Origin of the sequence: Mesorhizobium sp. B2-4-3 (assembly GCF_006442815.1) — a bacterium.
Lineage (GTDB): Bacteria > Pseudomonadota > Alphaproteobacteria > Rhizobiales > Rhizobiaceae > Mesorhizobium.
Genome location: NZ_VFVL01000012.1, coordinates 124,468 through 147,170 on the forward strand (window position 1 = coordinate 124,468; position 22,703 = coordinate 147,170).

Annotated in this window: 19 protein-coding genes and 1 tRNA gene; 17 read left to right on the forward strand and 3 right to left on the reverse strand. The window is 62.8% G+C overall.

Annotated elements, in window-relative coordinates; translation table 11 throughout:
- Positions 1–35 precede the first annotated feature (35 nt).
- The 16 genes from nuoG to FJ956_RS14545 all read left to right on the forward strand — a co-directional run bounded on the left by nuoG (position 36) and on the right by FJ956_RS14545 (position 18,809).
- Positions 36–2,117, forward strand: coding sequence for an NADH-quinone oxidoreductase subunit NuoG (gene nuoG, locus FJ956_RS14470; protein WP_140683777.1), 2,082 nt, complete (start codon positions 36–38; stop codon positions 2,115–2,117).
- 2 nt (positions 2,118–2,119) lie between these two features.
- A complete protein-coding gene (nuoH, locus tag FJ956_RS14475; RefSeq protein WP_140626976.1) occupies positions 2,120–3,163 on the forward strand; it encodes an NADH-quinone oxidoreductase subunit NuoH in 1,044 nt (347 codons plus the stop codon).
- Positions 3,163–3,654: an NADH-quinone oxidoreductase subunit NuoI gene (gene nuoI / locus FJ956_RS14480; RefSeq protein ID WP_140683780.1), complete on the forward strand. Its 492-nt coding sequence runs from the start codon at positions 3,163–3,165 to the stop codon at positions 3,652–3,654. Before nuoH ends, nuoI begins: the two co-directional genes overlap by 1 nt.
- A gap of 239 nt (positions 3,655–3,893) precedes the next feature.
- A complete protein-coding gene (locus FJ956_RS14485; RefSeq protein WP_140683782.1) occupies positions 3,894–4,514 on the forward strand; it encodes an NADH-quinone oxidoreductase subunit J in 621 nt (206 codons plus the stop codon).
- A gap of 1 nt (position 4,515) precedes the next feature.
- Positions 4,516–4,824 carry an NADH-quinone oxidoreductase subunit NuoK gene (nuoK, locus tag FJ956_RS14490; RefSeq protein ID WP_027168992.1) on the forward strand — a complete coding sequence of 103 codons (309 nt, stop codon included), beginning with the start codon at positions 4,516–4,518 and terminating at the stop codon, positions 4,822–4,824.
- A gap of 11 nt (positions 4,825–4,835) precedes the next feature.
- Entirely contained in the window at positions 4,836–6,809 is a 1,974-nt protein-coding gene (nuoL, locus tag FJ956_RS14495) for an NADH-quinone oxidoreductase subunit L (protein ID WP_140683784.1), read from the forward strand.
- Entirely contained in the window at positions 6,809–8,314 is a 1,506-nt protein-coding gene (locus FJ956_RS14500; RefSeq protein ID WP_140683786.1) for an NADH-quinone oxidoreductase subunit M, read from the forward strand. The genes nuoL and FJ956_RS14500 overlap by 1 nt, the downstream gene beginning before the upstream one ends.
- Before the next feature lie 14 nt (positions 8,315–8,328).
- Positions 8,329–9,765 carry an NADH-quinone oxidoreductase subunit NuoN gene (gene nuoN, locus FJ956_RS14505; RefSeq protein ID WP_140683788.1) on the forward strand — a complete coding sequence of 479 codons (1,437 nt, stop codon included), beginning with the start codon at positions 8,329–8,331 and terminating at the stop codon, positions 9,763–9,765.
- A 4-nt stretch (positions 9,766–9,769) separates the two neighbouring features.
- Positions 9,770–10,591, forward strand: a complete 822-nt coding sequence (locus FJ956_RS14510) for a biotin--[acetyl-CoA-carboxylase] ligase (protein ID WP_140683790.1) — start codon at positions 9,770–9,772, stop codon at positions 10,589–10,591.
- Positions 10,592–10,685: 94 nt separating this feature from the next.
- Positions 10,686–12,356 (forward strand): ribonuclease J, encoded by a 1,671-nt coding sequence (locus FJ956_RS14515; RefSeq protein WP_140683792.1) that lies wholly within the window; start codon positions 10,686–10,688, stop codon positions 12,354–12,356.
- A 109-nt stretch (positions 12,357–12,465) separates the two neighbouring features.
- Positions 12,466–12,870, forward strand: coding sequence for a methylmalonyl-CoA epimerase (gene mce, locus FJ956_RS14520; protein ID WP_140542006.1), 405 nt, complete (start codon positions 12,466–12,468; stop codon positions 12,868–12,870).
- Positions 12,867–13,151 (forward strand): DUF1467 family protein, encoded by a 285-nt coding sequence (locus FJ956_RS14525; RefSeq protein WP_140683796.1) that lies wholly within the window; start codon positions 12,867–12,869, stop codon positions 13,149–13,151. The genes mce and FJ956_RS14525 overlap by 4 nt, the downstream gene beginning before the upstream one ends.
- Positions 13,152–13,723: 572 nt before the next feature.
- Complete coding sequence (proS, locus tag FJ956_RS14530; RefSeq protein ID WP_140683799.1) at positions 13,724–15,052, forward strand: proline--tRNA ligase; 1,329 nt, start codon at positions 13,724–13,726, stop codon at positions 15,050–15,052.
- Complete coding sequence (locus tag FJ956_RS14535) at positions 15,049–16,335, forward strand: lipoprotein-releasing ABC transporter permease subunit (protein WP_140683801.1); 1,287 nt, start codon at positions 15,049–15,051, stop codon at positions 16,333–16,335. The genes proS and FJ956_RS14535 overlap by 4 nt, the downstream gene beginning before the upstream one ends.
- Entirely contained in the window at positions 16,335–17,015 is a 681-nt protein-coding gene (locus FJ956_RS14540; protein ID WP_140646673.1) for an ABC transporter ATP-binding protein, read from the forward strand. Before FJ956_RS14535 ends, FJ956_RS14540 begins: the two co-directional genes overlap by 1 nt.
- A gap of 543 nt (positions 17,016–17,558) precedes the next feature.
- Positions 17,559–18,809 carry an SRPBCC family protein gene (locus FJ956_RS14545; protein ID WP_140683803.1) on the forward strand — a complete coding sequence of 417 codons (1,251 nt, stop codon included), beginning with the start codon at positions 17,559–17,561 and terminating at the stop codon, positions 18,807–18,809.
- 12 nt (positions 18,810–18,821) lie between these two features.
- Here FJ956_RS14545 and lipB read toward each other — a convergent pair whose 3' ends face one another.
- Positions 18,822–19,565 carry a lipoyl(octanoyl) transferase LipB gene (gene lipB / locus FJ956_RS14550; RefSeq protein ID WP_140683805.1) on the reverse strand — a complete coding sequence of 248 codons (744 nt, stop codon included), beginning with the start codon at positions 19,563–19,565 and terminating at the stop codon, positions 18,822–18,824.
- A gap of 182 nt (positions 19,566–19,747) precedes the next feature.
- On the opposite strand from lipB, the gene FJ956_RS14555 reads away from it, so the two are divergent.
- Positions 19,748–19,832 (forward strand) — tRNA-Leu (locus FJ956_RS14555).
- Positions 19,833–19,855: 23 nt separating this feature from the next.
- Here the strand turns inward: FJ956_RS14555 and FJ956_RS14560 are convergent.
- Positions 19,856–21,409 (reverse strand): anti-phage dCTP deaminase, encoded by a 1,554-nt coding sequence (locus FJ956_RS14560; RefSeq protein WP_140683807.1) that lies wholly within the window; start codon positions 21,407–21,409, stop codon positions 19,856–19,858.
- A 384-nt stretch (positions 21,410–21,793) separates the two neighbouring features.
- Positions 21,794–22,693: a succinate--CoA ligase subunit alpha gene (gene sucD / locus FJ956_RS14565; RefSeq protein ID WP_040981997.1), complete on the reverse strand. Its 900-nt coding sequence runs from the start codon at positions 22,691–22,693 to the stop codon at positions 21,794–21,796.
- Positions 22,694–22,703: the final 10 nt, after the last annotated feature.

Sequence of the window (22,703 nt, forward strand, 5' to 3'; positions counted from 1 at the left end):
AGAGATTGCGGGACATCCGCGAGGGTTTGAGGCGAATGGCAAAGCTGAAGGTCGACGGGAAAGAGATCACGGTACCCGACCATTACACGCTGCTGCAGGCGGCCGAGGACGCCGGCGCGGAAGTGCCGCGCTTCTGCTTTCACGAGCGGCTGTCGATCGCCGGCAATTGCCGCATGTGCCTGATCGAGGTGAAGGGCGGTCCGCCCAAGCCGCAGGCATCCTGCGCCATGGGCGTGCGCGACCTGCGCCCCGGCCCGAATGGCGAGCCTCCGGAAATCTTCACCAACACGCCGATGGTCAAGAAGGCCCGCGAAGGCGTGATGGAATTCCTGCTGATCAATCATCCGCTCGATTGCCCGATCTGCGACCAGGGCGGCGAATGCGACCTGCAGGACCAGGCGATGGCCTTCGGCGTCGATTCCTCGCGCTATCACGAAAACAAGCGCGCGGTCGAAGACAAGTATATCGGCCCGCTGGTCAAGACGGTGATGAACCGCTGCATCCATTGCACGCGCTGCGTCCGCTTCACCACCGAGGTCGCAGGCATTTCCGAGCTCGGGCTGATCGGCCGCGGCGAGGATGCCGAGATCACCACCTATCTCGAACAGGCGATGACCTCCGAGCTGCAGGGCAATGTCATAGACCTTTGCCCGGTCGGCGCGCTGACCTCAAAGCCGTTCGCGTTCCAGGCGCGGCCGTGGGAGCTGACCAAGACGGAATCGATCGACGTCATGGATGCCGTCGGCTCGGCGATCCGCGTCGACTCCAGAGGGCGCGAAGTGATGCGCATCCTGCCGCGCGTCAACGAGGCGGTGAACGAGGAGTGGATCTCCGACAAGACCCGCTTCATCTGGGACGGCCTGCGCACGCAGCGCCTCGACCGCCCCTATGTGCGCAGGAACGGCAAGCTGGCGCCGGCAAGCTGGGCGGAAGCCTTCGCCGCGATCAAGGACGAGGTGGGCAAGGCGGCGCCAGAGCGGATCGGCGCGATCGCCGGCGACCTCGCGGCGGTCGAGGAAATCTACGCGCTCAAGCTTTTGATGGCGGCGCTCGGCTCGAAGAACATCGACTGCCGCCAGGATGGTGCCGCGCTCGATCCGTCGCTCGGCCGCGCCAGCTACATCTTCAATCCGACCATCGAAGGCATCGAGCAGGCCGACGCGGTGCTGATCATCGGCGCCAATCCGCGCTTCGAGGCCTCGGTGCTCAATGCCCGCATCCGCAAGCGCTGGCGCGTCGGCAATTTGCCGGTCGGCGTGATCGGCGAGATCGGCGATACACGCTATGACTATGAGCTGATCGGCGCCGGCCCCGAATCCCTGAAGGGCCTGGCCGACGGCAACGGCAAGTTCTTCGAGGTGCTGAGCAAGGCCACGCATCCGCTGATCGTCGTCGGCCAGGGCGCGCTGGCGCGCGCCGACGGCGCCGCGGTGCTCGGCCAGGCGGCGAAGCTCGCGGCCGCCGTCAACGCGGTCACCGCCGACTGGAACGGCTTTGCGGTGCTCCACAACGCCGCGGCAAGAGTCGGCGGCCTCGATGTCGGCTTCGTGCCGGGCGAGGGCGGCAAGGACGTCGCCGGCATGCTGGGCGACACCGATGTGCTCTTCCTGCTCGGCGCCGACGAGATCGACATGGCCAGGACCGGGGGCGCTTTCGTCGTCTATATCGGCACGCATGGCGACGCCGGCGCGCACCGCGCCAACGTCATCCTGCCGGCCGCAGCCTACACCGAGAAGTCCGGCACCTACGTCAACACGGAAGGTCGCGTGCAGCAGACCAACCGCGCCGGCTTCGCCCCTGGCGAGGCGCGCGAGGACTGGGCGATCCTGCGGGCGCTCTCCGACGTGCTCGGCAAGAAGCTGCCTTTCGATTCGCTGGCGCAGCTGCGCGCCAAGCTCTATGGCGAATTCCCGCATCTCGCCCGCATCGACCAGGTGCTGGCCGGCAGCGGCGACGACATCGCCAAGGTGGCGAAGCTCGGCGGCCGCCTGAACAAGGGCACCTTCACCTCACCGGTGAAGGACTTCTATCTCACAAACCCGATCGCGCGGGCGTCGGCCGTGATGGCCGAATGCTCGGCGCTGGCCAAGAGCGGCTTCAAGCAGGCGGCGGAATAAGCATGGACACCTTCTTCTCCTTCTACGTGCTGCCGACGCTGCTGATCCTGTTGAAGTCGGTCGTGCTGATCGTCGTGCTTCTGATCGGCGTCGCCTATCTGCTCTATGCCGACCGCAAGATCTGGGCGGCGGTGCAATTGCGGCGCGGCCCGAACGTCGTCGGTCCGTGGGGAACGCTGCAGGCCTTTGCCGACCTTCTGAAATTCGTCTTCAAGGAGCCGGTGATCCCGTCGGGCGCCAACAAGGGCGTGTTTCTTCTGGCGCCGCTGGTCTCGGCGGTGCTGGCGATTTCGGCCTGGGCGGTCATTCCGGTCAGTGAAGGATGGGCGATCGCCAACATCAATGTCGGCATCCTCTATGTCTTCGCCATCTCCTCGCTTGAGGTCTATGGCGTGATCATGGGCGGCTGGGCGTCGAACTCGAAATATCCGTTCCTCGGCGCGTTGCGCTCGGCCGCGCAGATGGTGTCCTACGAAGTCTCGATCGGCTTCGTCATCGTCACCGTGCTGCTCACAGTCGGCTCGCTCAACCTCTCCGACATCGTCATGTCGCAGCAGGACGGCCTCGGCACGCGGCTCGGCCTGCCCAACACGTTCCTCGACTGGCACTGGCTGTCGCTGTTGCCTATGTTCGTGGTGTTCTTCATCTCGGCGCTGGCCGAGACGAACCGCCCGCCCTTCGACCTTGTGGAGGCGGAATCGGAGCTCGTCGCCGGCCATATGGTCGAATACTCATCGACGCCGTTCCTGCTCTTCTTCCTCGGCGAGTATGTCGCCGTCGTGCTGATGTGCGCGCTGGCGACCATCCTGTTCCTCGGCGGCTGGCTGCCGCCGTTCAACTTCGCGCCCTTCACCTGGGTTCCAGGCGTGATCTGGTTCGTGCTGAAGATCTGCCTGATGTTCTTCATGTTCTCCATGGTGAAGGCTTTCGTGCCGCGCTACCGCTACGACCAGCTGATGCGGCTGGGCTGGAAAGTCTTCCTGCCGATCTCGCTGTTCATGGTCGTCGCCACCGCGGCCTTCCTCAAGATCACGGGGTTTGCGTGATGTCCGCTCTGGGCCAAGCCGCAAAGGCACTGCTGCTGCAGGATTTCGTCAGCGCCTTCTTCCTGTCGATGCGCCAGTTCTTCGCGCCGAAGGAAACGATCAACTATCCGCACGAGAAGGGGCCGATCAGCCCGCGCTTCCGCGGCGAGCATGCGCTGCGCCGTTACCCGAACGGCGAGGAACGCTGCATCGCCTGCAAGCTCTGCGAAGCGATCTGCCCGGCGCAGGCCATCACCATCGAGGCCGGCCCGCGCCGCAATGACGGCACGCGCCGCACGGTGCGCTACGACATCGATATGGTGAAATGCATCTATTGCGGCTTCTGCCAGGAAGCCTGCCCGGTCGACGCCATCGTCGAGGGCCCGAATTTCGAATTCGCGACCGAGACGCGCGAGGAGCTCTACTACAACAAGGAAAAGCTGCTCGCCAACGGCGATCGCTGGGAGCGGGAGCTGGCGCGCAACATCGCGCTGGACTCGCCTTATCGCTGACATTTGACGCATGGACGGGGCGAGGGGCCTCGTCCAGAGGATGATCCCGAAAAGTTGCAGACTTTTCGGACAAGATCATCCTCCGGAGTAAAGAGAGTGGCGCATGTTTCTTTCGATCGGGTCTTTCAACCCGATCGGAACATGCGCTAGGAACACGCGGCTTCGGTACCGGATGCGGAACCAAGCCCGAGACAACGGAGAGGGCGAATGTCCAATCCGACAGGAACCCGGGGGAACCCATGCTGAGTGGACTAGAGGCGGCCTTTTTCTACCTCTTCGCCTTTATCGCCGTGGCGTCGGCCTTCATGGTCATTTCGTCGCGCAACCCCGTGCATTCCGTGCTGTTCCTGATCCTCACCTTCTTCAACGCCGCGGGGCTGTTCATGCTGACCGGCGCCGAGTTCCTGGCGATGATCCTGCTGGTCGTCTACGTCGGCGCGGTCATGGTGCTGTTCCTGTTCGTCGTCATGATGCTCGACGTCGACTTCGCCGAGATGAAGCAGGGCGCGCTGCAATACGCGCCGATCGGCGCGCTGGTCGGGCTGATCCTGGCGGCGGAACTGATCGTCGTGCTCGGCGGCTACACATTCGCGCCGCAGCTTGCCTCGACGGTCGCCAAGGCAACGCCGGATCTCGCCACGCGCTCCAACACGGCGGCGCTCGGCGACATCCTCTATACGGACTACCTCTATTATTTCCAGATTTCCGGCCTGGTGCTGCTGGTCGCCATGATCGGCGCCATCGTCTTGACGCTACGCCACAAGGAAGGCGTCAAGCGGCAGTCGATCGCCGCGCAGGTCGGCCGCACGCCGGCGACGGGCATGGAAATCCGCAAGGTCAAATCGGGCGAGGGCATCTGAGATGGTCGTCGGCATTGCACATTACCTGACCGTATCGGCGATCCTATTCACGCTCGGCGTGTTCGGCATCTTCCTGAACCGCCGCAACATCATCGTCATCCTGATGTCGATCGAGCTCATCCTGCTTGCGGTCAACATCAACTTCGTCGCTTTCTCCGCGGCGCTGCATGACCTCGTCGGACAGGTCTTCGCCCTGTTCGTGCTGACGGTCGCGGCCGCTGAAGCCGCGATCGGTCTTGCCATTCTTGTCGTCTTCTTCCGCAACCGCGGCTCGATCGCGGTCGAAGACGTGAGCGCGATGAAGGGTTGACGGGAACCACCATGTATCAGGCTATCGTCTTCCTTCCGCTGCTTGGCTTCCTGATTGTCGGCCTGTTCGGCAATTCGCTCGGCGCCAAGGCTTCCGAATACATCACCTCCGGCTTCCTGCTGATCGCGGCGGTGCTGTCGTGGATCGCGTTCTTCACCGTCGGCTTCGGCCATGGCGAGGTGTTCACCGTGCCGGTGCTGCGCTGGATCCAGTCGGGCGGCATCGACGCGTCGTGGGCGCTGAGGATCGATACGCTGACGGTGGTTATGCTGGTCGTCGTCAACACGGTGTCGGCGCTGGTCCATATCTACTCGATCGGCTACATGCATCACGATCCGAACCGGCCGCGCTTCTTTGCCTATCTGTCGCTGTTCACCTTCGCCATGCTGATGCTGGTGACGGCCGACAACCTCATCCAGATGTTCTTCGGCTGGGAAGGCGTCGGTCTCGCCTCCTACCTGCTGATCGGCTTCTGGTACAAGAAGCCCTCGGCCAACGCGGCGGCGATCAAGGCTTTCGTCGTCAACCGTGTCGGCGACTTCGGCTTCGCGCTCGGCATCTTCGGCGTGTTCGTGCTGTTCGGCTCGGTCAATCTCGGCACCATCTTCGCCAACGCGGCCACCTACCTGACGGCCGAAGGCGCGTCGGCGGGCGCTGCCGTGCTCACTTTCCTCGGCCATGCGCTCGACAAGCAGTCGGCGCTGACCGTGGTCTGCCTGCTGCTCTTCATGGGCGCCATGGGCAAGTCGGCGCAGGTGCCGCTGCACACCTGGCTGCCGGACGCGATGGAAGGCCCGACCCCGGTCTCCGCGCTCATCCACGCGGCGACCATGGTGACCGCCGGCGTGTTTATGTTGGCGAGGCTGTCGCCGCTGTTCGAGCTGTCGCATACGGCGCTGACCGTCGTCACCTTCATCGGCGCCTTCACCGCCTTCTTCGCGGCGACGGTCGGCCTCGTCCAGAACGACATCAAGCGCGTCATCGCCTATTCGACGTGCTCGCAGCTCGGCTACATGTTCGTGGCGCTCGGCGTCGGCGCCTATGGCGCGGCGATCTTCCATTTGTTCACGCACGCCTTCTTCAAGGCGTTGCTGTTCCTCGGCTCCGGCTCGGTCATCCATGCGGTGTCCGACGAGCAGGACATGCGCAAGATGGGCGGCCTTCGCAAGCTGATCCCGAAGACTTACTGGATGATGATCATCGGCACGCTGGCGCTGACGGGCGTCGGCATTCCGGCGACGGTGATCGGCACCGCCGGCTTCTTCTCCAAGGACGCCATCATCGAGACCTCGTTCGCCAGCCACAATGCGGTCGCCGGGTTCGCCTTTATCCTGCTCGTGGTCGCCGCCTGCTTCACCAGCTTCTATTCGTGGCGGCTGATCTTCATGACCTTCCACGGCGAGCCGCGCGCCAGCCACGAGGTCATGCACCATGTTCACGAATCGCCGCCAGTGATGCTGGTGCCGCTCTATGTGTTGGCCGCCGGCGCGCTGTTTGCGGGCATCATCTTCCACAGCGCCTTCATCGGCGAAGGCTATGGCGAGTTCTGGAAGGCGTCGCTGTTCACGCTGGCGGACAACCACATCCTGCACGAGATCCACGAGTTGCCGCTCTGGGTGGAACTGGCGCCCTTCGTCGCCATGGTGATCGGCCTGCTGGTCGCCTGGCAGTTCTATATCCGCAAGCCGGAGGCGCCGAAGGAACTGGCGGCTAACCATCGCGGCCTTTACGCCTTCCTGCTCAACAAGTGGTATTTCGACGAGCTCTACGACTTCCTGTTCGTGCAGCCGGCCAAGCGCCTCGGCCGGTTCCTGTGGAAGACCGGTGACGGCGCCATCATCGACGGCCTCGGCCCCGACGGCATTTCGGCGCGCGTCGTCGACGTCACCAACCGGGTTGTCAAGCTGCAGACCGGCTATCTCTACCACTATGCCTTCGCCATGCTGATCGGCGTGGCCGCTCTCGTCACCTGGATGATGCTCTGATGACCGACTGGCCAATCCTCTCGCTGGTCACCTTCCTGCCGCTGGTTGGTGTTCTGCTCATCCTGTTCATCAGCGACGACAGCGAAAACGCGCGCCGCAACATCCGCGCCATCGCCTTCATCACGACGGCGTTCACCTTCGTGGTCTCGCTGTTCATCTGGACGGGCTTCGACAATTCGCAGGCCGGCTTCCAGTTCGTCGAGAAGCACGCCTGGCTGGATTCGGGCATCTCCTATCACATGGGGGTCGATGGCATCTCGATGCTGTTCGTCATCCTGACGACCTTCCTGATGCCGTTCTGCATTCTCGCTTCGTGGGAAGCGATCGAGAAGCGGGTCAAGGCCTATATGATCGCCTTCCTGATCCTCGAGACGCTGATGATCGGCGTGTTCTGCGCGCTCGACATCGTCTTGTTCTACGTCTTCTTCGAGGCTGGCCTGATCCCGATGTTCATCATCATCGGTGTCTGGGGCGGCAAGCGGCGCGTCTATGCCTCGTTCAAGTTCTTCCTCTACACGCTCGCCGGCTCGGTGCTGATGCTGCTCGCCATCATGGCGATGTTCTTCCAGTCGGGCACCACCGATATCCCGACGCTTCTGACGCATAATTTCCCGGCCAGCATGCAGACCTGGCTGTGGCTCGCCTTCTTCGCCTCCTTCGCGGTGAAGATGCCGATGTGGCCGGTGCACACCTGGCTGCCCGACGCCCATGTCGAAGCGCCGACGGCAGGCTCGGTGATCCTGGCCGCCATCCTGCTGAAGATGGGCGGGTACGGCTTCCTGCGCTTCTCGCTGCCGATGTTCCCGGAGGCGTCGGCGATGTTCGCGCCGCTGGTGTTCACGCTCTCTGTCGTCGCCATCATCTACACCTCGCTCGTGGCGCTGATGCAGGAGGACATGAAGAAACTGATCGCCTATTCGTCGGTCGCCCATATGGGCTTCGTCACCATGGGCATCTTCGCGATGAACCAGGAAGGCGTGCAGGGCGCGATCTTCCAGATGCTCAGCCACGGCCTCGTCTCGGGTGCGCTGTTCCTGTGCGTCGGCGTCATCTACGACCGCATGCATACGCGCGAGATCGACGCCTATGGCGGCCTCGTCAACAACATGCCGAAATACGCGACCGTGTTCATGATCTTCACCATGGCCAATGTCGGCCTGCCGGGCACCAGCGGCTTCGTCGGCGAATTCCTGACCATGCTCGGCGTGTTCAAGGTCAACACCTGGGTGGCGTTCTTCGCCGCCACCGGCGTCATCCTGTCGGCGGCCTATGCGCTGTGGCTCTATCGCCGGGTGATCTTCGGCGCGCTGAGCAAGGACAGCCTGAAGAACCTGCTCGACCTTTCGCCGCGCGAGAAGGCGATCGTCTACCCGCTGGTGGTGCTGGTGATCTTCTTCGGCGTCTATCCGGCGCCGGTGTTCGACGCCACGACGCAGTCGGTCAAGGCGCTCGTCACCAACGTCACCGCATCCATCAATTCCGCGCAGACCGCGGCGGCGAACTGACTGGGGAATAGACCATGACGCCGGACCTTCTCTCCAGCCTTTCGCTCTCGACGCCGGAACTGATCCTGGCCGTCGGCGCGCTGGTGCTCCTGATGATCGGAGCCTATTCGCGCTCCAACAACACCATGACCGTGACCGGGCTGGCCGTCATCGTGCTGGTGGTGGCCGGCCTGTGGCTCGCCTTCTCCGGCGGCCGGGGCGATGCCTATGGCGGCGCCTTCGTCCAGGATTCCTTCAGCGCCTTCATGAAGATGCTGGCGCTGATCGGCTCGGCGGTGACGCTGGTCATGTCGATGCGCTTTGCCCGCCAGGAACATTTCGACAAGTTCGAATTCCCGGTTCTTATCCTGCTCTGCACGCTCGGCATGCTGTTGATGATCTCGGCCAATGGCATGATCGGGCTCTATCTCGGGCTCGAGCTGCAGTCGCTGGCGATCTACGTGCTCGCGGCGATCAACCGCGACAATCTGCGTTCGACCGAGGCGGGCCTGAAATATTTCGTCCTCGGCGCGCTGTCGTCGGGCATGCTGCTCTACGGCATCAGCCTCGTCTACGGCTACACCGGCAACACCGGCTTCCAGGAGATCGCGACGGCGCTCTCCGGCGGCGAGCGCCAGCTCGGTCTTGTCTTCGGCCTGGTGTTCGTGCTCGCCGGCCTTGCCTTCAAGATCTCGGCCGTGCCGTTCCATATGTGGACGCCGGACGTCTACGAGGGCGCGCCGACGCCGATCACCGCCTTCCTGGCAGCAGCTCCGAAGATGGCGGCGATGGCGCTGATCGTGCGCGTCACCATGGGAGCCTTCAAGCCGATCGCATCGGACTGGCAGCAGATCGTCGTCTTCATCTCGATCGCCTCGATGGCGCTCGGCGCCTTCGCGGCCATCGGCCAGACCAACATCAAGCGCCTGATGGCGTATTCCTCGATCGGCCATATGGGCTACGCGCTGGTCGGCCTTGCCGCCAACAGCCAGGCCGGCGTGCGCGGCGTCGCCATCTACATGCTGATCTATCTGGTGATGACGCTGGGCACCTTCGCCTTCATCCTCGCCATGCGGCGCAAGGAGGGCAATGTCGAGCAGATCAGCGATCTAGCCGGCCTTTCCTCGACCAACCCGATCATGGCCACCATCCTCACCATCCTGATGTTCTCGCTGGCCGGTATTCCGCCGCTCGCGGGTTTCTGGGGGAAGTGGTACGTGTTCCTCGCCGCCATCAACGCGCATCTCTACGCGCTAGCGATCATCGGCGTGCTGGCCTCGGTGGTGGGCGCCTACTACTATCTGCGCATCATCAAGATCATGTGGTTTGACGAGCCGGTCGGCGGTTTCGTGCCGATGGCCAGCGAGCTGCGCCTTGTGCTCGGCGTCAGCGGCGCCTTCGTGCTGTTCTATGTGCTGATCGGCGGGCCGATCGGCAGCTATGCCGAAGCCGCCGCCAAGACCTTCTTCTGACGGGATGGCATTTCGGCTGGCTCCAACCGCCGCGTCGGAGGGGTTCCGGCTCGAAGCGCATGACAGCGTCGGCTCGACCAACGCGCTGGCGCTGGAACACGCGCGTGCCGGCGATCCCGGCAAGCTCTGGGTCGTTTCGAAGAAGCAGGAAAGCGGCCGCGGCCGCCGTGGCCGTGTCTGGGCCACGCCCGAAGGCAATCTTGCGGCGACGCTGCTGCTGGTTCCGGGCGGCGAGTTGCGGCTTGCCGCGACGCTCGGCTTCGTCGCGGGGCTGGCGCTGGCCGACGCGCTCGACGCCGTCGTGCCGAAGGGCCGGATCGCCGTCGCCTTGGATGGCGCGAGCAGGGGCCGCAACCGCTTCGAGCTGAAATGGCCGAACGACGTGCTGGCCTCGGGCGCCAAGCTTGCCGGCATATTGCTGGAATCGGCGATGCTGGAAGGCGGCCGCTTCGCGGTTGCCGTCGGCATCGGCGTCAATGTCGTGGCCTATCCGGAAGATCTGCCCTATCCGGCGACGTCGCTGCAGGCATTGGGCGCCGGGTGCGACGCCGAAACCCTGTTCCTGGCGCTTTCAGATGCCTGGAGCGAGAATGCCCGGATGTGGGATGACGGGCGCGGGCTCGATGCCATCAGAAAGCGCTGGCTTGGCCGCGCAGCGGGCCTCGGCGGCGAGGTTGCCGTCAGAATTGACGGCAATGTGGTGCGTGGCGTCTTCGAGACCATTGACGAGGACTGCCGTTTCGTGATCCGCGACGATGAGGGATCGGTTTTGACGATCGCAGCCGGCGACGTGCATTTCGGCGCTGTCGCCTCGGCCCGGGTGTAATCTTGTTTAGCGCAATTCCGGACGGAAAACCGTGACATGCATTTCCCGGAATTGCTCCAACGGCTTGGTCTGACGGCCAGGAAGGAAAGAATTCATGGCGAATAAGGAAAACGCCGAGCTCGTTTTCGCGCCGCTGGGCGGGGTTGGCGAGATCGGCATGAACTTCGCCCTTTACGGCTATGGGCCCGCCGACGCGCGCGAGTGGATCATCGTCGACGTCGGCGTCACGTTCCCCGACAGCGCGCATCCCGGCGTCGATCTCATCCTGCCCGATACGCGCTTCATTGAGGAGAATATCGACGGCCTGCGCGGCATCGTCATCACCCACGCGCATGAGGACCATTACGGCGCGCTGCTCGATATCTGGCCGAAGCTCAAGGCGCCGGTCTGGATGACACCGTTCACCGCCGGCCTGCTCGAGGCCAAGCGGCAGGGCGAGCAGGGCGCGCCAAAGATTCCGGCGTCGATCTACCGGGCCGGCGAGAAATTCACCATCGGACCTTTCGAGATCGAAGCTATCCCGGTCGCTCACTCCATCCCCGAGCCGATGTCGCTGGCGATCACCACGCCAGCCGGCACCGTCATCCACACCGGCGACTGGAAGATAGACCCGGAACCGACGATCGGCCCGAAGACCGACGAGGCGCGTTTCCGCGCCTATGGCGACAAGGGCGTGCTGGCGCTGATCTGCGATTCCACCAATGCGTTGAGGGAAGGGGAGTCGCCCTCGGAAGTCGCGGTCGGCGAAGGCCTCAAGGGCGTCATCGAGAAGGCCAAGGGGCGCGTTGCCGTCACCACCTTCTCCTCCAATGTCGGGCGCATCGTCTCGATCGCCAGGGCGGCACGCGATGCCGGCCGGCAGTGCCTGGTGCTCGGCCGCTCGCTGAAGCGCGTCATCGATGTGGCGGGCGAGCTCGGCTACATGGACGGCCTTCCGGAGTTCATCGCCGAGGAGGACTACGGCTTTATCCCGCGCGAGAACCTGGTGATCATCTGCACCGGCAGCCAGGGCGAGCCGCTGGCAGCGCTTGCAAAACTTTCGCGCGACGAGATGAAGTCGGTGGCGCTGACGGCCGGCGACACGGTGGTATTTTCCTCGCGCACCATTCCCGGCAACGAGAAGGCGATCCTCGAGATCAAGAACCGGCTGATCGATCTCGGGATGAAGATCATCGAGGACGGCGACGCGCTGGTGCATGTCTCCGGCCATCCGCGCCGCAGCGAGTTGCGCAAGATGTATGAATGGGTGCGGCCGCGGATCGGCGTTCCCGTGCATGGCGAGGCGGCGCATCTGGTGGCGCAGGGCTCGCTGATGTCGATGTCGGGCATCGGCCAGGTGGCGCAGGTGCGCGACGGCGACATGCTGAGGCTCTGGCCGGGGCCGGCGACGATCATCGATCAGGTGCCGTTCGGGCGGCTCTACAAGGATGGCTCGCTGATCGGCACCGACCAGGCGATGGGCATACGCGACCGCCGCAAGCTTTCCTTCGCCGGCCATGTCGCGGTCAATGTCGTGCTCGACGACAAATATGAGCTTGCCGGCGACCCCGACCTGGTGGCGATCGGCGTCGCCGAGGCCGATGCCAGCGGCGAGACGCTGGAAGACCTGATGCTCGATGCGGCAATCGGCGCGGTGGACTCCATTCCACGCCAGCGCCGAAAAGACCTCGATCTGGTGCAGGAGGCGGTGCGCCGTGCCGTGCGCGGCGCCGCCAACGAAGCCTGGGGCAAGAAGCCGCTGGTGACGGTGTTCGTGACCAGGTAGTGAGGGTGAATAGTGAGTGGTGAATGGTGATGTCCGCTGTTTGGTACCATTCACCATTCACCATTCACCATTCACTACTGACTACTCACTACTCCCTTGGAGTGAGCCAATGCTCGGACGTCTCAACCATGTCGCGCTTGCCGTGCCGGATCTGGCCGCGGCAATGGCCGCCTATCGCGATACGCTGGGCGCGCGGTTGAGCGAGCCGCAGGCGCTGCCGGAGCATGGTGTGAGCGTGGCGTTCGTCGATGTCGGCAACACCAAGATCGAGCTGCTGGAGCCGCTGGGCGAGGCATCGCCCATCGCCGCGTTCCTCGAGAAGAATCCGTCCGGCGGCATGCATCACGTCTGCTATGAGGTCGACGATATCCTGGCCGCTCGCGATCATTTGAAGCAAAGCGGCGCGCGTGTGCTGGGCGACGGCAACCCGAAGATCGGCGCGCATGGCAAGCCGGTGCTGTTCCTACATCCTAAGGATTTCTTCGGCACGCTGGTCGAACTGGAGCAGGCATGAACTGGATTCTGTTCGCCGCGCTGTTTTTCGTCACCTGGTGGCTGGTGCTGTTCGTTGTTCTTCCGTTCAGCCTGCGCACCCAGGACGACGATCAGGATGTCACGCTTGGCACCGTTTCCAGCGCGCCGCGCGGCCCGCATATGCTGCGCGCCTTCGCCCGCGCGACGATCGTGACGATAGTCGTGATGGGCATCCTCTACGGCCTGACGATGGGCCTGGGGGTCAGCTTCGACGACATCATGCGGATCATGCCGGACTTTAGTCCGAACGTCAGTCACTGAAGCTGAAGATACAGTTCCGCAAGTATTGGGAAGCATACGCCCGCAAAGGTTGAAATCGGAAGCCGGCTTCCGATTTCAACGGCTAATCACGCCTTATGCTGTTTGGCAGATGGTTGTGCTAAGAAGATGATTGCACAAAAAAAATGCAAGGCACGAGGCCTTGCAATTTAAACGCGTCCGATCTGTTTCCGGTGTCCGGCGGCAGCGAATTACCGCGCCTAGATCGCATCCTCCCAAGACTTTGACCGCGTAGGAGAGCAGATTTTTCTCCGCCCTCTCGGTTATCGGCGCACACTAGACCAAGGCAGGTGAAAATGTCACGAAGAATTTTGCCTCGAAACAGGCAATATCGTGCTGCACTGCACAATAGTGCGGCAGGGCTTGCTTGTGAATCGATCAAATAGCCATTTGCGGCACTTTGCAGCCAAAATCGCCTTTTTGGTAAGGTGCAGAAGGCCCGATACTTTGGGGCACTCGGGTTTCCATTCTGCCATGAAATGGCTATGAAGCCGGGGCAAGCAGCCTCGGTTGCGCCGATTCCCGCGCCGCCATTTTCACTCACGGACCAGTCCATGCGTTTGTCGCGCTATTTCCTGCCCATTCTCAAAGAAAATCCCCGCGAGGCCGAGATCGTCTCGCACCGGCTGATGCTGCGCGCCGGCATGATCCGGCAGCAAGGGCAGGGCAGCTTTTCGTGGCTGCCGCTGGGCAAGCGCGTGCTGGACAAGGTCTGCCAGATCATCCGCGAGGAACAGAACCGCGCCGGCGCGCTGGAAATCCTGATGCCGACCATCCAGTCGGCGGATCTGTGGCGCGAAAGCGGCCGCTACAACGACTACGGCAAGGAGATGCTGCGCATCAAGGACCGCCAGGACCGCGACATGCTCTACGGGCCGACCAATGAAGAGATGGTCACCGAGATTTTCCGCGCCTATGTGAAGTCCTACAAGGACCTGCCGCTCAACCTCTACCACATCCAGTGGAAGTTCCGCGACGAGGTGCGCCCGCGCTTCGGCGTCATGCGCAGCAGGGAGTTCCTGATGAAGGATGCTTACTCCTTCGACCTCGATTTCGAGGGCGCCAAGGCCGCCTACAACCGCATGTTCGTCTCCTACCTCAGGACCTTCACACGCATGGGCCTGCAGGCCATTCCGATGCGCGCCGACACCGGCCCGATCGGCGGCGATCTCAGCCATGAGTTCATCATCCTGGCCGACACCGGCGAGAGCCAGGTGTTCTGCGACCGTGCTTATCTCACGCTCGACGTGCCGGGCGCCGGCACCAACTTCGCCAACGATGCCGAGATCGGCGACATCGTGAAGAAGTGGACGACGCCTTATGCCGCCACCGACGAGATGCATGACGAGGCGGCCTGGGCGAACGTTCCGCCAAGCGAGCAGGTCTCGGCGCGCGGCATCGAGGTTGGCCACATCTTCCATTTCGGCGAGAAATACTCCAAGCCCATGGGCGCCAAGGTGACCGGGCCCGACGGCAAGGATCACTTCGCCTCGGGGGGCTCCTATGGCATCGGTCCGTCGCGCCTGGTCGCGGCGATCATCGAGGCCAGTCATGACGAGAACGGCATCATCTGGCCGGAAGCGGTGGCGCCCTTCGACATCGGCTTGATCAACATGAAGGTCGGCGACGGCGAATGCGACCGCGTCTGCGACGAGCTCTATGCGGCGCTCAACGCAGCCGGCAAGGATGTGCTTTATGACGACACCGACCAACGTCCCGGCGGCAAGTTCGCCACCGCCGACCTGATCGGCCTGCCGTGGCAGGTGATCGTCGGCCCGCGCGGCGTGGCCGCCGGCGAGGTCGAGATCAAGAACCGCAAGTCGGGCGAGCGCGCGACCCTGCCGATCGCCGAGGCCAGGAAACGCCTGGGTATCGCCGCATGAGCGAGCCGGCGGCAGCGGCCAGGTCAGCGGCGGGCGCCTTTTCGGGCTTCGAGCGCATGGTGGCGTGGCGCTATCTGCGCTCGCGTCGCAAGGAGACGGTGATCTCGGTCATCGCCTCGATCTCCTTCCTCGGCATCATGCTCGGCGTCGCGACGCTGATCGTCGTCATGGCCGTGATGAACGGTTTTCGCGCCGAGCTGCTTACTCGCATCCTCGGCGTCAACGGCCACCTCATCGTGCAGCCGCTCGATTCGCCGCTGGAGGATTACGCCCAGGTGGCGAGCCGCATCAACGGCGTCGCGGGCGTCAAATACGCCATTCCGCTGATCGACGGCCAGGTGCTGGCGCAAGGCAATGTCGGCGGCGGCACGGGCGCCCTGGTGCGCGGCATCCGCGGCGAGGACCTCGGCAAGATTTCGATCGTCTCCAGCAACATCAAGCAGGGCACGCTCGACGGTTTCGACACCAGCGACGGCGTGGCGATCGGCAAGCGGATGGCGGAAAGCCTCGGACTGGTGCTCGGCGACACGATCACGCTGATCTCGCCGGACGGCGACGTGACGCCGCTCGGCACCACGCCGCGCATGAAGGGCTACAAGGTGGCGGCGATCTTCGAGGTCGGCATGTCGGAATATGACAGCTCGATCGTCTATATGCCGTTCTCCGAAGCGCAGCTCTATTTCAACATGGACGGCCGCGCGCAGACCATCGAGATCTATGTCGACAATCCCGACAATGTCGACGCGCTGAAGCCGCTAGTCGAGCAAGCGGCGCAGCGGCCGGTCGACCTCGTCGACTGGCGACAGCGCAACGAGACCTTCTTCTCGGCGCTGCAGGTCGAGCGCAACGTCATGTTCATGATTCTCACGCTGATCGTGCTGGTGGCGGCGCTCAACATCATTTCCGGCCTCATCATGCTGGTGAAGGACAAAGGCCACGACATCGCCATCCTGCGCACGATGGGCGCCTCGCGCGGCGCTATCCTGCGCATCTTCCTGATGACGGGGGCGGCGATCGGCGTCACCGGGACCATCGCCGGCGTGCTGCTCGGCGTCGTCATCTGCCTCAACATCGAATCGATCCGCCAGTTCTTCTCCTGGATGACCGGCAAGATCCTGTTCAACCCCGAGCTCTATTTCCTCAGCCAGCTGCCGGCGAAGATGGATCCGCGCGAGACGACCTATGTCGTCATCATGGCGCTGGCCCTGTCGTTCCTGGCGACGGTGTTCCCGGCCTGGCGAGCCGCTCGGCTCGATCCCGTCGAAGCCTTGAGGTACGAATGATGGCCGAGGCCATTATCGAGTTGAAGGGCGTCGAGCGGCACTACGTCCAGGGGCCGCGCAAGCTCACCATTCTGAACGGCGCCGACTTTTCGCTGCGGCGCGGCGAGATGGTGGCGCTGGTGGCGCCGTCAGGCACCGGCAAGTCAACCCTTTTGCACACGGCGGGACTGCTGGAGCGGCCCGATGCGGGCGACGTGATCCTCGCCGGCCGTGCCTGCGGCCGGCTGTCGGACGAGGAGCGTACCGCTATCCGCCGCAACGATGTCGGCTTCGTCTACCAGTTCCATCATTTGCTGCCGGAGTTCTCGGCGCTCGAGAACATCATGATGCCGCAGCTGATCAAGGGGCTTTCCTCCAAGGACGCTTCGGAACGGGCAGCGCAGCTTCTCGACTACATGCAGATCGGCAAGCGCGCGCAGCACCGGCCGGCCGAGCTTTCCGGCGGCGAGCAGCAACGCGTCGCCATTGCCCGCGCGGTCGCCAATGCGCCGCTGGTGCTACTGGCCGACGAGCCGACCGGCAATCTCGACCCGGTCACGGCTTCTTATGTCTTCGATGCGCTGGAGGCGCTGGTCAGGCAGTCGGGCCTCGCGGCGCTGATCGCCACCCACAACCACGAGCTGGCCTCGCGCATGGACCGGCGCGTGACGCTGGCCGAGGGCAAGGTAGTGCCGCTTTAGGCCAAACCGATATTCGGATGAGGCCGGCCTGCGGACGGCAGGTTCCTGCGCTTCCGGTACTCACGTACTTTAAGTACGCTCCGTTCCGGTTCTCGGAACCTACCGTCCTCGACTTAGCCTGATCCGAATCTCGGCTTGCCCTGGCTCTGCGCAACAAGGCCCAATCCGCCGTCAACCTTTCCTTAACCCTGCCCAAACGGACAGCCTGAATTCGTTCCGGCGCGCCCGCCATGGTCGTTGACATTCGAACAAAATTAGAACAAATTATGAACATAGCAACAACAGGAGAGAGTTATGAGCGATCTTGTTCAGGACGTCGTTTCACTGGTTTGCATGAGCACTTTCCTCGTTTCCATGGCGATCTGGATCGGCGCCATGTGATCGGGCGGCTTCGCCGCCCTGGTATGGCGGGCATGAGGCCCGCCTAGGATCTGGGACGGGCAAGAGCCCGCCTTGGGACGGGCAAGAGCCCGCCCATTGTTGTTAAGTCTTTCTTGGCCGCGCCGACGCTAGGCTGCTCCTTCAAGATAGGGAGCCAAGGCAGTGTCGGTCATCGTCACGGTCACGCTCGTGGCCGGCAATCTCGGACTGATCTTTCTTTTGATGACCGTGCCGCTCGGATTGCGCAGGGTGACGGCGAGCCGCGTGATCAAAGCCGACCGCAATCGCCTCTGGCAGGCGCTGTGGCCGTTCGGCGGCGATGCCGGCTGGTCGGGCGAGATCCTTTCCGCCGAGCCGCTCGACGGCGAGGGGACGGCGCTGATCAGATTGTCGTGGGATGGCCGGGACGGCCGGCCGATCGAACGCAAGGCGCGGTTCGAGGAGGTCAGCGAGGGAAGCCGCTTCTCGATGACCGTCATCGAGGACACGGCGCTCGATCCGTCGTTCTGGGCGAGTTATCGCGAGACCGCCGAACTCGTGCCCGAGGGTGATGCGACGCAGGTCACGCTTACTCAAACCGATCGCTATCGCGGCGTCGCGTTCCTGGTCTTCCGTTTCTTCGCCATGCGCCGCGAGCTCAGCAAGTTGGATGTCTGGGCGGCGACCGGCACGTATCGCAAGGGCGGCTGGTTCGAGCATCCGGTGAGCCAGATCGGCTTCGCCGTGCTCTCGGCCATGATCCTGTGGCCCTTCTTCGGTCTCAACCTCGGCGGCCTGGCTCTGGCCGCGATCCTGACCTCGGTGGTCGCCCTGCACGAGCTCGGCCATATGGCGGCCTTCCGGCTGACGGGGCATCGCCGGGCGCGGATGATCTTCATTCCGCTGCTCGGCGGCATCGCCATCGGCGGCAGGCCCTATGACAGCCGCTTCGAGGTCGCTTTCGTGGCGCTGATGGGCGCCGGCTTCTCGGCTTTCCTGGTGCCGGTGCTGATCGTCGCCAGCGGTTTTGCCAATGAAGAGGGGCATCGGCTGGCCGCCATGCTCCTGGCCACGCTCGCCGGCTGCGCGTCGCTGCTCAACATCGCCAATCTGGTGCCGGTGTGGAAATTCGACGGCGGCCAGGTGCTGCGTCAGATCTGCCCGGGCCCCGCGGCGCTCGCGCTGGCGTCCTTTCTGCTTTTGTCGGCGCTTCTGGCGCTCGGCTGGCGGGCCGGTTTCTCGCCGGGCTTCCTGCTGATCGCCGGCGCGGTGTTCGCGATCCTCAGCCTGATCACCGTGGGCAGCGGCGTGAAGCCGCGTCACGAGTTGAAGCCGATCGGACCTCTCGACCGGCTGGCCATGGCCGGCGCGCTGCTCGCCGTCTTCGCCATCCACGGCTACGGCATGCTGTGGGCCTCCGCGCAGCTGATGTAGCGAGACGGCGGCTCAGCCGGCCTTGCGAGCAGGCTCGGCAACCGGAACTTCAGCCGGTCCGAACACATCCTCGAAAGCGGAGTTCAGCGCGAGGTCGAGGTCGGCCATCGTGACCGGCAGCCCGAGATCGACGAGGCTGGTCACGCCATGGTCCGAGACGCCGCAGGGCACGATGCCGCTGAAATGGCCAAGCTCCGGTTCGACATTGATGGCGATGCCGTGGAAGCTCACCCAGCGCCGCAGCCGGATGCCTATTGCCGCGATCTTCTCCTCGGCGGGTGAGCCGTCCGGCAGGGCGGGCCGGTCCGGCCGCACCACCCAGACGCCGACGCGGTCCTCGCGCCGCTCGCCGCGCACGTTGAAGGCGGCGAGCGTGGAGATGATCCATTGCTCGAGCGCCGCGACGAAGGCGCGCACATCCTCGCGCCGTCGCTTCAGGTCGAGCATGACATAGGCCACGCGCTGGCCGGGGCCGTGATAGGTGTATTCGCCGCCGCGGCCCGCGGCAAAGACCGGGAACCGGTCGGGATCGATCAGGTCCTCGCTGCGGGCGCTGGTGCCGGCGGTATAGAGCGGCGGATGCTCGACCAGCCAAACCATTTCGCCTGCCGCGCCGCTGCGGATCGCTTCGGCGCGCGCCTCCATGAAGGCCAATGCGTCCGGATAGGCGATGAGGCCGGGCTCTATCACCCATTCGACCGGCGCCGAGCCGGGCAGGGGCAGGAACGACGTGGCGATCTGGCTGCGTTCTGTCATGGAACTTTCTCGATGCTCCTCTCATATGGCGGCAATCGATCAAAACGTCCAGTTTCACCAGCATGAAGCCGGGCCGCGGAGGGATGCGCAAATCAGCGACGAATATTCCGCTCAGCGCACTTGTTTCGCCGGAAACGATTTGCTACAGGCCCCGAGCCGGACGGTTCCGGCTCCTACCACGTGCGGTCGTGGCGGAATTGGTAGACGCGCAGCGTTGAGGTCGCTGTGGGGCAACCCGTGGAAGTTCGAGTCTTCTCGACCGCACCAAATTGCCGCTGAGAGTGGCAATTCTATTTCGCTGCTACTTCTATGCCGAGCTCTGCCGCAACATTCGATAGCGATGAGAAAATGGCGGACGCTTCGTTCCAGACGTAAGCTGGCCCTTTGTCTTCAATCATAGGCATGGGTTCGCTGCGGTACCATTCGGCTATCTTGCCGTCCGAGGCGCGGCGCGATCCTTTTTCGAAAATATCACGGTAGCGCCGCGGCGAAATCCCAACAAAGTGCTCGAAGGTCACACGTTGATCGTTCTTTTCATCAAGGACGGCAGAGTCCTCGTGAAATGCCAAAGCTTTGCTTTTTGGATACGGCTCGATGAAAACGACGCGCCGAAGGCCTGCGGCGATAATGTGCTTGGCACAGTTATGGCAAGGAAATGTTGTCACGAAAATCGAAGCACCGGCAGTCGGGCGGCCTAAGCGGGCGGCATCGCATAGAGCGGTCATTTCAGCATGCGTCATTCGACCAAATTCGGTAATGTCCGATATCGATGCTGATTTTATCCGCTTCTTAACCTCGTCGTCCGCAAACAGCGAGGAAGCCGTTTCCCCAGGTTTCAGCACTTGAGCTTCCTCAAGTGTTCGAAGAAAATCAAAGATTATGCGGTTTTTCTCCGTTCTATTCGCATCAATTCCATCGTCCAGATCCCGGTGGGTATCCTGATCCTCAGTCCAGTAGGTTCCGCCACTAAATTTGGGAACCTCGTTACAGCCCAGCGCGATAACCTCGCCTCGGGGGGAAAAGATCGCGGCGCCGACTTGCCGCGCTAGGTCGATCGACCTTAGTGATGCCGAGGCAGCGATGTACGCACCATATTCATCTCGGTTGGGGCTAATTGAATTTTTTCCAAAGAAGCCGTCAATAAAGCGAACCATAGTTCGGGAAATACTTTCTTCGTTCCTACCATTGATGAATGCGTCGCCAAGGTGGAAAACTTCTTCAATTCGTTGCCCATGAATGTCGGACCTCTCGTTCATGTCAGTGTCCATAAGGAATTCAGCGGCGTCGGTGCACTCGGCTGGGGAGAGGTTTGGGTTGGAAAGCGCGATGTTTCTTTCCAGATTTTTCAACCGTTCACGATCGCTTGCGTGGATGGATATCTGAATGAATTTGCGGCCATAGACCTTCCTCAACAACTGGATTTCTTCGGCCCTTTTTAGTTGTCGGAGGATGTACGCTGTCTTTTCCACTGGAATGTCCTCAGCGGAAACGTCGCCTCGGTCGTCGATCCAGTGTTTCGCTCGTCTGACCCGAATTTCGGCGATTGCCAGGGCAGCCAGCGCTGCGTCATTTTCACATTTTTTTCGTACGGCATTGGCAAAATCAATTCGAGATTTGTAGCGGACATAGGGGTCTTGGCTTTCCTCGATTTCCAAGCCTTCGACTTCGATCCCCTTCATCAATTCTGTTAATCTTAGCCGCTCTGAACGATATCCGACCGAAGTCAGTGCGTCGGCGAGTTTCCGTTCGACAATGTCCATGTTGACGCCAATTGGTCCCACCAATCCAAAAACCAGCTCTGGAAAATTGGTGGAATCCGTTGTCGCTTGATCACTATTTGTCATTTTCCCCCCTTGGAACCGATAACGCCCTTGTCGGTTCTCTCTGAACGATTCAATAATTGGAGTTGTGGAGGAATCAAATATGGCAAAGGAGTCTCATGGAGCGCATGCTGTGAGTACGTCGAACCACAAGTATTCGGTGCAGATTGAGAAAAGCCTCAGCCAAGCTGCAAAATCGTTGAGTGAGCGTCCGCAGGAATTGAGGGGGCCTTTCGTCGTTAAAAGCGTTTCAAACGCTCAAACGAACTCGAATACAAAGCGATAGGCGACGACGCTATCGACCGATAAAAAGTGAAGCCCGCTGTCAAATGGCAGCGGGCTTTGTTTTGGAAGGCTTTTTGTGTGAAATTAATTTCACACGCTATAGGCGATTATATGCCTTGCTTATCAAGCCGCCTTCTTCGTCCGCGCCAGCGTGTCGGCCACCACTTCGCCGAAGGAGGCGGGGGTGGGCACGATGACGACGCCGGCTTCCTTCAGGATCTCGACCTTTTCCTGCGCCGACTCGCCGAAGGCGGAGATGATGGCGCCGGCATGGCCCATGCGCCTTCCCTTCGGTGCGGAAAGCCCGGCGATGTAGGCGATCAGGGGCTTGCGCATATTGTCGCGCGCCCAGATCGCGGCTTCGGCTTCCTGCGGGCCGCCGATCTCGCCGATCATCACCACGGCGTCGGTGTCGTCGTCCCGTTCGAAGAGCTGCAGGATGTCCTTGAAGGACGAGCCGTTGATGGGATCGCCGCCGATGCCGACGCTGGTCGACACGCCGATGCCGAGCGCCTTCATCTGCGAGGCCGCCTCGTAACCCAGCGTGCCGGAGCGGCCGACGATGCCGACGCGTCCGGGCAGATAGATGCTGCCCGGCATGATGCCCATCAGCGCCTGTCCGGGGGTGATGACGCCGGCGCAGTTCGGGCCGACCAGCCGCATGCGGTCCTCGAAGCGGTAGCGGCGCATGTAGCGCTTGACGCGCATCATGTCCTGCGAGGGGATGCCGTCGGTGATGCAGACGCAGAGTTTTATCCCGGCGTCCGCCGCCTCCATGATCGAATCGGCGGCGAAGGGCGGCGGCACGAAGACGATGCTCGCCTCGGCGCGGGTCTCGCGCACCGCGCCCTTGACGGTGTTGAAGACAGGCAGGCCGAGATGCGTCTGGCCGCCCTTGCCGGGGGTGACGCCGCCGACCAGCTTGGTGCCGTAGCGCTTCATGTCATCGGCATGGAAGCTGCCGATCTTGCCGGTGAACCCTTGCACGATGACGCGCGTGCTGCGGTTGAGCAGGATTGCCATTTCTCGACCT

Coding starts and splice junctions, on each gene's coding strand:
- nuoH (WP_140626976.1), top strand. CDS start 2,120: ATGGACACCTTCTTCTCCTTCTACGTGCTGCCGACGCTGCTGATCCTG.
- nuoI (WP_140683780.1), top strand. CDS start 3,163: ATGTCCGCTCTGGGCCAAGCCGCAAAGGCACTGCTGCTGCAGGATTTC.
- proS (WP_140683799.1), top strand. CDS start 13,724: ATGCGTTTGTCGCGCTATTTCCTGCCCATTCTCAAAGAAAATCCCCGC.
- FJ956_RS14510 (WP_140683790.1), top strand. CDS start 9,770: ATGGCATTTCGGCTGGCTCCAACCGCCGCGTCGGAGGGGTTCCGGCTC.
- nuoL (WP_140683784.1), top strand. CDS start 4,836: ATGTATCAGGCTATCGTCTTCCTTCCGCTGCTTGGCTTCCTGATTGTC.
- FJ956_RS14515 (WP_140683792.1), top strand. CDS start 10,686: ATGGCGAATAAGGAAAACGCCGAGCTCGTTTTCGCGCCGCTGGGCGGG.
- FJ956_RS14525 (WP_140683796.1), top strand. CDS start 12,867: ATGAACTGGATTCTGTTCGCCGCGCTGTTTTTCGTCACCTGGTGGCTG.
- FJ956_RS14560 (WP_140683807.1), bottom strand. CDS start 21,409: ATGACAAATAGTGATCAAGCGACAACGGATTCCACCAATTTTCCAGAG.
- nuoN (WP_140683788.1), top strand. CDS start 8,329: ATGACGCCGGACCTTCTCTCCAGCCTTTCGCTCTCGACGCCGGAACTG.
- sucD (WP_040981997.1), bottom strand. CDS start 22,693: ATGGCAATCCTGCTCAACCGCAGCACGCGCGTCATCGTGCAAGGGTTC.
- FJ956_RS14485 (WP_140683782.1), top strand. CDS start 3,894: ATGCTGAGTGGACTAGAGGCGGCCTTTTTCTACCTCTTCGCCTTTATC.
- FJ956_RS14535 (WP_140683801.1), top strand. CDS start 15,049: ATGAGCGAGCCGGCGGCAGCGGCCAGGTCAGCGGCGGGCGCCTTTTCG.
- FJ956_RS14500 (WP_140683786.1), top strand. CDS start 6,809: ATGACCGACTGGCCAATCCTCTCGCTGGTCACCTTCCTGCCGCTGGTT.
- mce (WP_140542006.1), top strand. CDS start 12,466: ATGCTCGGACGTCTCAACCATGTCGCGCTTGCCGTGCCGGATCTGGCC.
- nuoG (WP_140683777.1), top strand. CDS start 36: ATGGCAAAGCTGAAGGTCGACGGGAAAGAGATCACGGTACCCGACCAT.
- FJ956_RS14540 (WP_140646673.1), top strand. CDS start 16,335: ATGGCCGAGGCCATTATCGAGTTGAAGGGCGTCGAGCGGCACTACGTC.
- lipB (WP_140683805.1), bottom strand. CDS start 19,565: ATGACAGAACGCAGCCAGATCGCCACGTCGTTCCTGCCCCTGCCCGGC.
- nuoK (WP_027168992.1), top strand. CDS start 4,516: ATGGTCGTCGGCATTGCACATTACCTGACCGTATCGGCGATCCTATTC.